Genomic DNA, 12255 nt, shown 5'->3' with positions numbered 1-12255 from the left:
CACCCGATGCTAGGTCGGGCCGCCGCGCGTCACCGGTCAATTTCCGTGAGCCGCTTCGGCACCCGCCCGGTGAGCCGCTCCACGTCCCCGCTGACCCCGGCCAGTTCCCCGGCCGCGATCGCCGTGTACGACGTGACCCACCCGTCGACCTCGAACGCCGACGCCCCATACCGCGCCCGCGAGGCATACGCCTCTTCGACCGTCTCGTTCTCGTACCGCAGCCCGAGCACCTCGGCCGCCTCGGCTAGCGTGAACGCCTCACCCCCGGTGAGGTCGTACGTCCGCCCGTCATGCCCGTCCGGGTCCTCGAGCACGGCCACCGCGGCCGCGGCGACGTCGTCGTACCCGACGGCGGCCACCCGCCCGTCCCTCGCCGGCCCCCGGATCACCCCGTCTTCCCCGGCCAGCCGGGGAATCATCTCGAGGTACATGTTGTCGCGCAGAAACGTGTACCGAAGCCCGGAGTCGCGAATGTACTGCTCGGTGTGCCAGTGGTCCCGCCCGAACGTGAACGTGCAGTCAGCCGCGGCCCCGAAGAACGAGAGATACACGATCCGGCGCACCCCGGCCGCCACCGCCGCGTCAACCGCACTGCGATGCGCAGCGAGCCGATGCTGATCCTCCCGCCCGGACACGAAGAAGAACGTCTCGGCCCCGCGCAGCGCCTCGGTCATACCCGCGGTATCCGCATACCCGGCCACCCGCACCGACACCCCCGCCGGCGCCCTGCCAGCATCCCGGACGAGCAGCACGTACGGCACGGAGAGCAGCCGCGCCACCCGCCCGCCAACCTGCCCAGAACCCCCACCAACAACGATCACAAAGCCAGTATGTCCCCCGTTGCTACATCGAGGCTTCGTCAACTCGAGCCGCCGCCGACGCGGCCCGCAGACGGCCGACGCAGGTATACAAAGGGCTCAGGGTCAGCCAGCAGGCACCCAGGAGTCCTGCGGCATGGCCGCACAACCTTTGAGTCCCCTTTGGGAGAAGTGACAGACGGCGTGTAGCCCCAAAGTCGTCTCAAAGGGCTGTTGCCCGTATGTGGAGTTCCCGGGGTTGGCGCCCGCACGGAAGGGTCGTCCGACCAGTCCCCCAGTGCCTACGCGTTGCCGCAGTTGCCGAATTTGGCTGCACTAGATCAAGGCGCCTTCGGCGCGGTCCCCGACGAACCACAAGTACCGGTGCGGAGCTACTCCCGCTACCGCTGCAAGCCGGCGGATCTCATCGCGCTCCCGCTCGCCGTGTTAGCGGCGGCCTGCGCAAGGTCGGCGGACCACCTGCAGCAGGCAACGCCGCATCGGCGGCAGTCCGGGCCGTTCGGCCGCGCAGGTTGCCCAGGTGACCGGCGCAGGCGTGCCGGGCTCGGCGTCGTCGACGACCGGGACCTGGCCCACGCCGGCGGAGACGCCAAGCAGCGCACGAACGCGGGCCCGGGCGTTGTACCGGTGGTCCGTGAGGGTCTTGCCCGACCAGGCGCGCGACACGAGTCGGTAGAAGCGCCGGTCCGTGTGGATCACCGCCGATCAGGCCGGTGAGGCTGCCGGGCCCTGGTCCTATCGCCAGACCTAATCAGTATCACTCTCGATAGTGATATCGTTGTGCCGTGGAGATGTCGAGTGAGCGTTGGGCTACGTTGGCGCTGCATCCGGTACGCATCCGGATCCTGCGAGCCGTCGCCGGGGCACGCCTGACCACGCATGACCTCGTGACACGGCTTCCGGACATCCCGCACGCCACGCTGTACCGGCACCTGGCCACGCTGGTCGAGAGCGGCCTGATCGAGGTGGTGGAGGAGCGCAAGGTTCGGGGTGCGGTCGAGCGGGTGTACGCGCTGCCCGCCGCCGGCGCGCCCCTGGACGCCGCGGCCCTGGCCTCGGCGACGCCCGACGACCATGCCCGCTACTTCACGGCGTTCGTGTCGAGTCTGCTGTCGGAGTTCTCCCGCTATCTGAGCCGGGAGCGGATCGACTTCGCCGCCGACGGAGTCGGTTACCACCAGCTTGTGCTCCACCTGACCGACGCGGAGCTGGCCACCTTCGCCGCCGACCTCAACCGGGTCATCGGTCCGTTGCTGAGCAACCAGCCGGGCGACGGGCGGGTCCCGCGCCTGCTGGCCACCATCCTGATGCCCGCGGACCAGCCGCCGGCCACCGACGCCACGCAACCGAACCCTGAACCGGAAGAACGCTCCAGCACGAGGAAAGGGAGTGCCTGATGGCAACTGTCACGGTCACCGGCAGGATGGTCGACATCCAGTTCACCGGATGGGAGCGGTTCTGGACCCGGCGGGAACGGGTGACGATGCCGGTCGCCGCGGTGCGGCACGGGTCGCTCGTGGCCGACCCGCTACGCCTGGCACGCGGCGCCAGGCGGGGGATCGCAGTGTCCGGCGTACTCAAGATCGGTGTCTGGGGCTTGTTCGGCGGCCCTCGGCAGCTAGTGGCGGCGCACCGAGGTGAGCCCGGGCTGCATCTGGTCCTTGACCGTGCGCTCGCCGGCGGCGAGTTCGACGAGGTCGTGCTCTCCAGCCCGGCCGCGTCCGGCATCGCGGACACGATCGGGCGTGCGATGGCGGCCCGCCGATGAGCGGTGACCGCCTCGCGATCGAGGTCTCCAACCTGACCAAACGGTACGGCGAGGTCACCGCCGTCCGCGAGTTGACCTTCACCGTAGAACCGGGTCTGATCACCGGGTTCCTCGGTCCGAACGGTGCCGGCAAGACCACCACGATGCGCATGCTGACCGGCCTGGTCACGCCCACCGCCGGCACCGCCACGATCGGCGGCCGGCCGTACCATCGGCTGCCCCGCCCGTCGGACGCCGTCGGCGCGGTATTCGACGCGAGTGCCGTCTACCCCGGCCACACCGCCCGCGACCACCTGCGCGTCTACGCCGCAATGGGAGGCTATCCGGACCGGCGGGTCTCCGACCTGCTGAACCTGCTGGGCCTCGCCGAGGCCGCCGACCGCCGTACCCGCGGGTTCTCCACCGGCATGCGGCAGCGGCTCAATCTCGCCACCGCGCTGCTCGGCGACCCCCGCGTGCTGCTGCTGGACGAGCCGAGCAACGGCCTGGACCCGGAAGGCGTGCTGTGGCTTCGCGGTTTCCTGCGCCGGCTGGCCGACGAGGGGCGCACAATTCTGATCTCCAGCCACGTGCTCAGCGAGATCCAGCAGCTCGTCGACAACGTGGTGGTGATCCGCCGCGGCCAACTCGTCGCCGCCGGACCCTGGTCCCAACTCGCCGGACCACCAGCGGTACTGGTCCGCTCACCCGACGCCGACCGGCTGGCCGCCGCCCTCGCAGCCGACCCGTCGGCCGGCGCCGTCGCACGCGTCGAGGCCGCCGGGGCCGGCCGACTGCGGGTATGCGGGCTCGACGCGCCGGACATCGCGGACCTCGCCGCCGCGCACCGGCTGCGGGTATACGAGCTGGTCGCCGAGACTCCCAGCCTCGAGCAACTCTTCCTCGACCTGACCACGGACAAGGCGGCCGCCCGATGCATCGCCTGATCAAAGCGGAATTCCGCCGGCTGCTCGCCACCCGCATGTGGAGCGGGCTGTTGTTCGCCGCCGTGCTGCTCGGTGGCGGCCTGATGGGCGCGATGGCGCTGGTCGGGCCGGAGAACTTCGACCCGCCCGTGCCGGGACTGGACACCGAAACCGGTATCCGCTCGATCCTGGGGGTCCTCGGCTACACCGCGTTCGTGCCGGCTGCCGTCGGCACCGTCGCCGTCACGTCCGAGTACCGGCACCGCACCGCCGCGGTCACGTTTCTGTTCACGCCCCGCCGTTGGCAGGTGCTGGCCGCCAAGCTCGCCACGTACGGCGTCGCAGGACTGGCATACGGGCTCATCCTCGCCGGCACAGGCGCCGCGGCCCTGTTCACGGTCGCCGCCGCCCGCGGGGTCCCGCTCGGCCTGCCGGCCGGCACCATCCTCGCGCTGCTTGCCCGCATCGGACTCGCCATGGTCGCATACCTGCTGATCGGCGTGGGCGTAGGCGCATTGGTGCGCAACCAGATCGCGGCACTGGCCGTCGTGATCGGCTATCTCTACATGGGTGAAACGCTGCTCATGATGATCCCGGGCGTCAATCGGCTCTACCCAATCCTGCCCGGGGGCGCCACCGCCTCCCTCACCGACTTCACCTACTTCGCCGACGCCATGTCGCAAGAACTCGGCAACAGCGCCGTCCAACTACTACCGCCAGCCGCTGGCGCTCTACTGCTCCTGGCCTACGCACTCGCCGCCGCCAGCATCGCCGTCGTCATCCCCATGCGCCGCGACATCACCTGATAGCACCATCCGGGTCCGGTCGCCGACGTTCAGCGGTGCGCAGCGCCGGCTACACGGGCGGCCCATGGGATCATGCCGCGAGCAGATCGACCCCGACCGCCGTGGGGACCGGAAGGGGCTCGCCCCGTTCGCCGAGCAACTCCAGGTGAAGCTTGATCGCCTCCCGCATTTCGGCCACCGCCTCATCGACCGCGTTACCCAATGCAACACACCGGGCACCTCGGGCGACCAAGCGCCGTAGCCGCCGTCTTCTGCACGTTCTACAACGACTGCGTACCCACTCACTGTTGCTCCCCCCATCACAGTCCCGCCTGTCTCAGGATGCTGCGCTGTCCGCGCTCGGGCTGCCCGCGATCGTGACGACGCCCCGCTTCGTCGGGTGAACGTACTGCCGATGGAGGTCAGGCGATGGCGGTGATGTCGCCGTCGTCGAAGTAGATGGCCTGGTGGAGGCGGCCGCCCAAGGCCACGGCGTAGCGGGCGAGGACCTCCTGACCCGAGACCTTGCCCTGTTCGATCTGGGAGACCCGGCCCTTGGTGACGCCCATGCGGTCCGCGACCTGCTGCTGTGTCAGCCCACGCCTGCGGCGCGCCTCGGCGAGTCGGTGGCCGGTGACCTCGGCCAGCAGTTCCTGCTTGCCGGCCGCAACGGCTTCCTCGCCGCCGGCTTGCTCGACGAGCTCGCCGCGGATGTCACTCCAGCGCACGTAGCCGCTCATCGCTGGTTCCCCTCTTCCTGTGCCCGTTCTTTTAGGTAGACCTCGTAACGCTGTTCCGCCAGCGGTATCGCCTCCCGGTACCAGGCGTCCCACTGTCCGGCCTTGTCGCCGGCGACGAGCAGGATGCTGGACCGCCAAGGGTCGAAGACGAACAGGATGCGCATTGTTCCAGGTCGTAGCTCTTTGAGGTTGGCGAGCGACGAGTGCGTGATGGTATCGACGAGGGGCCGCCCGAGGCTGGGTCCGTTCTCCGCCAAGGCATCGATCGCAAGAATGACCCTTGCCTTCGCTGACGGCTCCAACGAGTAGATCCAGGCGCGCACTTCGTCGACAACGTAGATGCCCCACTCCGGTGTGGCCACGGAGACGAGTGTAGCGAAAGCTATACCGCGCTGACCGTCCGCTGTCGCACAGAGTGCCGTTGCTACACGGATGATCGTGGAGGTGGAATGTGGGCAGACAAAGACCCCGACCGCGTTTCCGCTGGTCAGGGTCTCCGAAGCCCGGCGAAGGACTTGTGGGCAGGGGCGGGGTCGAACCGCCGACCTTCCGCTTTTCAGGCGGACGCTCGTACCGACTGAGCTACCTGCCCAGAGCAACCCACTCGAGGTGGGTAACGCGGTCCTGACGGGACTTGAACCCGCGACCTCCGCCTTGACAGGGCGGCGAGCACTCCAACTGCTCCACAGGACCTAGCTATTCACTTACCGTGCCCCCAACGGGATTCGAACCCGTGCTACCGCCTTGAAAGGGCGGCGTCCTGGGCCGCTAGACGATGAGGGCGGCCCCGCAATCATCGCATACTCTGCGATCTTACGGTGTTGCTCCCATCCGGCCCCGCCGGAGGCTTTCAGAGCATACGTGACCCCTCCGGCGTTCTCCAAATGAGTATCCGTCAGTGGCGTGGCGGAGGGGGGCCGCCGGTTCAGACAGGCAGCGCTACCAGCGTGAACTTGGCCTTCAGCTCCGGTAGGAGGGTCTTGTAGGCCGCGACCGTGGCGCTGCGGTCGCCGCCGCCGTCGTGGGAAAGGACGATCGAGCCGGGTTTCGTGTTGTTCCTCACGTTCGACACGATGTGGTTGGTCATCTGCTGGCCGGACCACTTCTTGGTGTTCCAGTCGAACGGGTCGACGCTCCAGCCGATGGACTCCATGCCCAGCTCACTGGCGATCTGCACGGCGAGCGGGGTGAAGTTGCCGCCCGGGTGGCGGAAGTACTTGATCGGGGCGTTCGGCACGGCCTTGTGGATCTCGTCGCTGGTGCGCTGCAGGTCGTTGCGGATGGTGTCGGCCGACTTCTTGCCGAGGCTCTCGTCGTGCTTCCAGGTGTGGTTGCACAGCGTGTGGCCGTCCTGCACGATCTGCTGCACGTACTGCGGGTACTCCTGCACGTTGACCCCGATCAGGCAGAACGTGGCCTTGATGCCCTGGGCGCGCAGCATCTGCAGGATCTTCGGGGTGTCCGGGCCGGGACCGTCGTCGAACGTGAGGGCGACCGCGTCCGAGCCGGTGGTGCGGATGATCCCGTCGCCGCCCGGGGCCGGGAGCGTGGTCGAGGTCGACGGGGAAGTCGACGCCGAAGCCGGCGGCGACGCCGGAGTCGAGGCCGGGGTCGAGGCCGGAGCGGACGGGGAGGCCGAGGCGGTGGCCGAGGGCTTGGCCGCGGCCGCCGCGGTCGAGGCACCCACGTAGGGGTGTGCGCCCTGGTCTCCGCCGCCCTGCCCGCCGTCGCCGGGGGCGGATCCGGAGCCGGACGCGTGCCACGAGGAGGCGCCGGAGGTGTGGCCGGCGCAGCCGGCGAGGGCCAGGGCGGCGGCGGTGATCACTGCTCCTAGCGCGAGTCGCGTGCGAAACATAGGTGGCTCCGAGGGGTCTTTGAGCTTCTTCCGACAAAGCCACACGCTAGTGATTCCTGAGCGCATCCGACCTCCCGCGTTCAGCCCATGGCACGAACCCGGGAGTACCGCTGCGAGGCACTTTTACGCAGGTAACTAGGTGAGTGCCGATGTGAGAACCACCAGCGCCTCCGCAAGACTACCCGGAAAGACGATGCCCGATGGTACGGACGGTCGATGCCAGCCCGGGCCGGCAGCGGCGAGCACGACGGGGCGGTTGCGCTCGGCGAGGACCGCCTGCAGCTGCTCCGGGGCGGCGGTGGCCCGCAGGTGGGACCAGACGAGGACGGCCGCCGGACCGGTGCGGCGTATGGCGGCACACAGGGCGGAGGGCGGCACGCGCGCGCCCAGCGAGCGGGCCGGCACCCCGTCGGCGGCCAGCGCCGCGGCGAGGGCCTCGATCGGCAGGCTGTGCTGCTCGTCGTCGGCGCAGGCCAGCAGGATGCGCACCGGGCGGCCGGCGCTCGGGCGCGGCACGGCGCCGAGCACTGCCGAGACGCAGCCGGAGACGAGGTGCTCGACCTCGACGAGGGCGCCGGTGGCGGCGTACCGCTCGCCGATGCCGGCGAGCACTGGGCGCAGTACCGAATCCCAGGCCATGACGACCCCGAGGTCCCGGATCGCCTCGGCGACCCGCTGGCGCACGGCCGGCGCGTCCAGCCGCATCGCCGCCCGGTTGAGGCCCCGCACGGCGGCGGCGGTGTCGAGGCTCGCGGCGGCCTCGAACAACCGCTCGGGGCCGCCGCGCCGATGGGCCCAGCGCGCCGCCTCGGCCGGGGCCACGCCCTCGACGATGAGCCGCTGCATCTCCTCGAGGCGCTGGATGTCCTGCTCGGTGTACCGGCGGTGGTGGCCGGGCTCGTGCAGCGAGGGGCCCATCCCGTACCGCTGGTGCCACGTCCGCAGGGTGGTGACGGCGACGCCGAGCCGCCGGGCCACGGACCCCGCCGAGTAGCTCATCGTTGCGACGACCGCCACGCGTCGAGCACCCCGGCGAGCCACGGGGAGTAGAAGTCGGGGAAGCGGCGGAGGCGCTCTTCGAGCTCGGCGGGCAGCACCCAGTCCGTCTCGGCCACCTCGGCGGGGTCGGGGCGCACCGGGCCGGCGTAGGCGCCGACCAGCACGTGGTCGTACTCGAACTCGACCCGTCCGCTGTCGGGGTCGCCCGCCTGGTAGAGGTACACCCCGACCTCTTCGAGCGATGCCGACACGCCCAGCTCCTCGTCGAGCCGGCGGGCCGCCGCGGTGATGACCGGCTCGCCCGGCCCGGGGTGCCCGCAGCAGGCGTTGGCCCAGCGCAGCGCGAAGCGGGTCTTCACGGCGGCGCGCTGCTGCAGCAGGACGCGGCCGTCGGGGGCGAAGAGCAGCACCGAGAACGCGCGGTGCAGCCGGCCCGGCGCGCGGTGCGCGTCCTCGACGGTCGCGCTGCCGGCCGGGGTGCCGTCGGTGCCGACCAGCTCGACCAGTTGTTGTTCCCGGGACATGATCAGGACTCCCCCGTGACGCGGGACGCCGCGAGGCGACCCGAGATGAGCACCATCGGCACGCCGACGCCGGGCTGCGTGCCCGACCCGACGAAGACCACATTGGACAGTGTGGGGTGGAGGTTGCCAGGCCGGAAGGGGCCCGTCTGGCGCAGCGTGTGCGCGGCCGCGAAGGGGGTGCCGGCGGCCATGCCCTGGTCGGCCCAGTCGGCCGGCGTGACGAACCGGGACACCTCGAGGCCGGCGCCGAATCCGACGTACCCCCGCTGCTCCAGCGTCTCGATCAGCTCGCTGCGATAGAGGCCGGCCAGCGGCCCCCGCCAGTCGAGGAGCCGGGCGGTGAGGTTGGGCGTCGGCGCGAGGACGTAGTAGGCGTGGCGGCCCTCGGGGGCGAGCGACGGATCGGTCCGCGTCGGGTTGGTCACCAGCAGCGACGGGTCGCTCATCAGCCGGCCCTGGTCGATCACCTCGTCGAAGGTCTCCCGCCACGACCGGCCGAAGTGGATGTTGTGGTGGGCGATGGCGCCGTACTCCTGCGTCGACCCCGCGTGCAGCACCACGCAGGACGGCGAGTACCGCAGCCGCCCCAGCAGCGGGCTGCGGAACCGAGTGGGCGGGAGCAGGTCGCGGTACGCCACGGGCAGATCGGGGTTGAGCACCACCACGTCGGCCGGGAACCGGCGCCCGTCGCTGGTCCGCACCCCGGTCGCGCGGCCCGCCGAGACCTCCACCCGCTCGACCTCGGCCCCGTAGACGATCTCGACGCCGTGCTTCTCGGCCACCCCGGCCAGCGCGCGCGGGACGGCGTGGAGGCCGCCGCGGGGGAAGTACACGCCGGCGACGGAGTCGAGGTAGGCGATGACGGCGTAGAGGGCCAGGGCCTGGTGCGGGGCCACGCCGGCGTACATGGCCTGGAAGGAGAAGATCCGGCGGGTGCGGGGGTCCTTGAAGTACGAGTCGACCTTGGACTGCAGGCGCCCGAAGCCGCCGCGCCGGATCAGCCGCCACAGGTTGGCCGTGACCAGGTCGCGCGGGCGGTCGAGGTTGCGGTCGATGAAGTCGTCGCGCTGCAGCGCCCACAGCTCGCGGGCGTGGTCGACGAAGCGGAGGTAGCCGTCGGCCTCCCGCGATCCGCAAACCCGCGCCACCTCGCCGGCCATCCGGGCGGTGTCGGCGATGACGTCGAGCGTGCTGCCGTCGGGGAAGTGGGCACGGTACGCCGGGTCGAGCTTCGTCATCGGCAGCCACGCGCTCAGATCCTCGCCGACGGTGCCGAGCAGGTCGGCGAGGATCTCGGGCATGGTCAGCACGGTCGGCCCGGTGTCGAACTCGTAGCCGTCCACGACGAGCCGCCCGGCCCGCCCGCCCGGCTGGTCCTCGCGCTCGAGCAGCGTGACCGCCCGGCCCGCGGCGGCGAGGCGGATGGCCGCGGCCAGCCCGCCCAGTCCCGCGCCCACCACGACGACGCGGTCCGTCGGGCCACTCACGGTTCGCATGGCAGCCCCTTCCGCGTTTGCTGTGGCTCAGTCGACCAGCGTTTCCTGTGGCTCAGGGTGGAAGCGTAGCGTAGGCTCGGCCTTGCGTCGATCGCTGCGTCGATTCGTCGCGAACCAGGAGGTCAGATGGATGCGCCCCTAGCCGCCGCCTATGAGCGGTGCCGCGCACTGCACCGGCACCACGGGCGCACCTACTATCTGGCGACGCAGCTGCTGCCCAAGTGGAAACGACGGCACGTGCACGCGCTGTACGGATTCACCCGGTACGCCGACGAGATCGTCGACCGCATGGGCGGCGCGACGCCTCGGGAGCGCACGGACGAGCTCGCCGCGTGGTCGGCCGAGTTCCTGCACGGCCTGCGCGGCGGGCATACGGGCGACCCCCTGCTACCCGCGGTTCTGCACACCATTCAGGTCTTCGACATCGACCTCGAGGACTTCCGCAAGTTCCTGCACAGCATGGCGATGGACCTGACCGTCACGTCCTACGAGACGTACGATGACCTGCTGCTCTACATGGACGGCTCGGCGGCGGTGATCGGCACGATGATGCTGCCGATCCTGGAGTCCTCCGATCGCGCGGCCGCCCGCGAGCCCGCCCGCCAGCTGGGCCTGGCCTTCCAGCTCACCAACTTCATCCGGGACGTGGCCGAGGACCTGCAGCGGGGGCGGATCTACCTGCCGCAGCAGGACCTGCGCGCCTTCGGGGTCTCGCGGGCCGACCTCGAGCAGGCCCTCGCCGCGCGCCGCAGTTCCCCGAAGATCAAGAGCCTGATTCGGTACTGCGTGAGCCTGGCCAGGCGGCACTACGCGCTCGCCGCGCCGGGCATCCCCATGCTGGCGCCCGCCTCGCAGGCGTGCATGACGGCGGCGTATCGGCTGTACGGCGGGATCCTCACCGAGATCGAGGCGCAGGACTACGACGTGTTCGTCCGCCGGGCCGCCGTGCCGGCCTGGCGCAAGCTGGCCGTGGCCCTGTCCTGCGTGCTCGCGCGGCCCTCGGTGCCGGCCGACGTTCTGGACATTCCCCGCCAGCGCGACGATGCCGACGTGCTGGACCTGCGGGGCACCGCGGCATGAAGGTCGCCGTCGTGCTCTTCACCCGCGACCTGCGGGTGCACGACCACGCGGCGCTGGCCGCCTCCGTGCGGGCGGCGGAGCACGTGGTGCCGCTGTTCGTGCACGACCCCTCCCTGCCCGCCGGCTCGAATCGGCGGAAGTTCCTCGACGGCTGCCTCTTGGACCTCGCCGCCTCGCTGCGGCAGCGGGGCGGCGACCTGGTGACGCTGCGTGGCGACCCGGTGGACTGCGCGCTCCGGGTGGCCCGGCAGGTCGGGGCCTCGGGCATCGCGGTGTCGGCCGACGTGAGCGGGTTCGCCCGGGCCCGCTCCCAGCGGCTGGCGGCGGCCTGCGCCTCCGAGGGCGTGGCCTTCCGCGAGTTTCCCGGGGTGACCGTCGTGGAGCCGGGCGCCCTGCGGCCCGGCGGGGGCGGCTCGCACTACAAGGTGTTCACCCCCTACTACCGCGCCTGGCAGGCCTCGTCGTTCCGCGAGGTGCACGGCGCGCCGCGGCGGATCTCGCTGCCCGCGGACCTGCCGAAGTCGTGGTTCGTCACGGGCGATCCGGGCTCGATCTGCGGGGAGTCCGCGGCCCGCAAGAGGCTCTCGTCCTGGCTGACGCGCCTGGAGTCGTACGGCGAGCACCACGACGACCTCGCGGCCGACCGCACGTCGCGGCTGAGCCCGTACCTCCACTTCGGCTGCCTGTCCCCGCGCGAGCTGGTGGCGCGGGTCGACGGCCGGGCGGGCGCCGAGCCCTTCGTCCGCCAGTTGTGCTGGCGCGACTTCTACCACCAGGTCCTGTCCGCCTTCCCCGACCTGCGCCGCCGCCCGTACCGCCCCGGCGCCGAGGACCGCTGGCGCGACGAGCCGGACGCGCTGGAGGCCTGGAAGGCGGGCCACACCGGCGTCCCGATCGTCGACGCCGGCATGCGCCAGCTGCTGGAGGAGGGCTGGATGCACAACCGCGCCCGGCTGATCACCGCCGCCTACCTGACCAAGCACCTGCACCTGGACTGGCGGGCCGGCGGCGACCACTTCTACGACCTGCTCCTCGACGGCGACGTGGCCAACAACTACGGCAACTGGCAGTGGGTCGCCGGCACGGGCAACGACACGAAGCCGTACCGGCGCTTCAACCCGCTGCGCCAGGCCGAGCGCTTCGACCCGACGGGCGACTATGTGCGCCGCTACGTCCCCGAGCTCGCCGATATCCCGGGCAAGGCGATCCACGAGCCGTGGAAGCAGCCGGCCCCCACCCGCCGCGGCTACCCTTCGCCACTCGCGCTCGACGCCAAGTAACCGCC

13 protein-coding genes and 3 tRNA genes are annotated in these 12255 nt (G+C 71.0%); 6 read left to right on the top strand and 10 right to left on the bottom strand.

The annotated features are described in order from the left end of the window. Positions 1–29: 29 nt before the first annotated feature. Positions 30–821, bottom strand: a complete 792-nt coding sequence (locus tag AB0M46_RS23830) for an NAD(P)H-binding protein (protein WP_363339160.1) — start codon at positions 819–821, stop codon at positions 30–32. Positions 822–1609: 788 nt separating this feature from the next. On the opposite strand from AB0M46_RS23830, the gene AB0M46_RS23825 reads away from it, so the two are divergent. From AB0M46_RS23825 to AB0M46_RS23810, 4 genes are read left to right on the top strand one after another with little or no spacing between them, the layout of a single operon-like run. Further along, positions 1610–2215: a helix-turn-helix domain-containing protein gene (locus AB0M46_RS23825; protein WP_363339206.1), complete on the top strand. Its 606-nt coding sequence runs from the start codon at positions 1610–1612 to the stop codon at positions 2213–2215. After that, positions 2215–2586 carry a hypothetical protein gene (locus AB0M46_RS23820; RefSeq protein WP_363339159.1) on the top strand — a complete coding sequence of 124 codons (372 nt, stop codon included), beginning with the start codon at positions 2215–2217 and terminating at the stop codon, positions 2584–2586. Before AB0M46_RS23825 ends, AB0M46_RS23820 begins: the two co-directional genes overlap by 1 nt. Next, a complete protein-coding gene (locus AB0M46_RS23815) occupies positions 2583–3512 on the top strand; it encodes an ATP-binding cassette domain-containing protein (RefSeq protein WP_363339158.1) in 930 nt (309 codons plus the stop codon). Before AB0M46_RS23820 ends, AB0M46_RS23815 begins: the two co-directional genes overlap by 4 nt. Then, complete coding sequence (locus AB0M46_RS23810) at positions 3500–4297, top strand: ABC transporter permease (RefSeq protein ID WP_363339157.1); 798 nt, start codon at positions 3500–3502, stop codon at positions 4295–4297. The genes AB0M46_RS23815 and AB0M46_RS23810 overlap by 13 nt, the downstream gene beginning before the upstream one ends. Before the next feature lie 401 nt (positions 4298–4698). On the opposite strand, the gene AB0M46_RS23805 is transcribed toward AB0M46_RS23810, so the two are convergent. From AB0M46_RS23805 to crtI, 9 genes are all read right to left on the bottom strand, one after another. Then, positions 4699–5016, bottom strand: a complete 318-nt coding sequence (locus tag AB0M46_RS23805; RefSeq protein ID WP_363339156.1) for a helix-turn-helix transcriptional regulator — start codon at positions 5014–5016, stop codon at positions 4699–4701. Then, positions 5013–5378: a type II toxin-antitoxin system RelE/ParE family toxin gene (locus tag AB0M46_RS23800; protein WP_363339155.1), complete on the bottom strand. Its 366-nt coding sequence runs from the start codon at positions 5376–5378 to the stop codon at positions 5013–5015. The genes AB0M46_RS23805 and AB0M46_RS23800 overlap by 4 nt, the downstream gene beginning before the upstream one ends. A gap of 156 nt (positions 5379–5534) precedes the next feature. Then, a tRNA-Phe gene (locus AB0M46_RS23795) sits at positions 5535–5608 on the bottom strand. A 27-nt stretch (positions 5609–5635) separates the two neighbouring features. Next, positions 5636–5709: transfer RNA gene (locus AB0M46_RS23790), tRNA-Asp, on the bottom strand. A 17-nt stretch (positions 5710–5726) separates the two neighbouring features. Beyond that, positions 5727–5799: transfer RNA gene (locus AB0M46_RS23785), tRNA-Glu, on the bottom strand. 142 nt (positions 5800–5941) lie between these two features. Next, a complete protein-coding gene (locus AB0M46_RS23780; RefSeq protein WP_363339154.1) occupies positions 5942–6871 on the bottom strand; it encodes a polysaccharide deacetylase family protein in 930 nt (309 codons plus the stop codon). A gap of 135 nt (positions 6872–7006) precedes the next feature. Next, positions 7007–7870: a MerR family transcriptional regulator gene (locus tag AB0M46_RS23775; protein ID WP_363339205.1), complete on the bottom strand. Its 864-nt coding sequence runs from the start codon at positions 7868–7870 to the stop codon at positions 7007–7009. After that, entirely contained in the window at positions 7867–8397 is a 531-nt protein-coding gene (gene idi, locus AB0M46_RS23770; RefSeq protein WP_363339204.1) for an isopentenyl-diphosphate Delta-isomerase, read from the bottom strand. Before idi ends, AB0M46_RS23775 begins: the two co-directional genes overlap by 4 nt. After that, complete coding sequence (crtI, locus tag AB0M46_RS23765; protein ID WP_363339153.1) at positions 8397–9890, bottom strand: phytoene desaturase family protein; 1494 nt, start codon at positions 9888–9890, stop codon at positions 8397–8399. Before crtI ends, idi begins: the two co-directional genes overlap by 1 nt. Positions 9891–10016: 126 nt before the next feature. Here crtI and AB0M46_RS23760 point away from each other — a divergent pair, with 126 nt between their 5' ends. After that, positions 10017–10970 (top strand): phytoene/squalene synthase family protein, encoded by a 954-nt coding sequence (locus AB0M46_RS23760; RefSeq protein WP_363339152.1) that lies wholly within the window; start codon positions 10017–10019, stop codon positions 10968–10970. Beyond that, the gene (locus AB0M46_RS23755) at positions 10967–12250 is read left to right on the top strand and encodes a deoxyribodipyrimidine photo-lyase (protein WP_363339151.1); all 1284 of its coding nucleotides are present in this window, start codon (positions 10967–10969) and stop codon (positions 12248–12250) included. Before AB0M46_RS23760 ends, AB0M46_RS23755 begins: the two co-directional genes overlap by 4 nt. Positions 12251–12255: the final 5 nt, after the last annotated feature.

The organism is Dactylosporangium sp. NPDC051485 (assembly GCF_040682015.1).
Classification (GTDB): Bacteria; Actinomycetota; Actinomycetes; order Mycobacteriales; family Micromonosporaceae; genus Dactylosporangium.
Note: the sequence above shows the minus strand (reverse complement) of the source record. Positions and strands in the feature narration are given on the sequence as shown.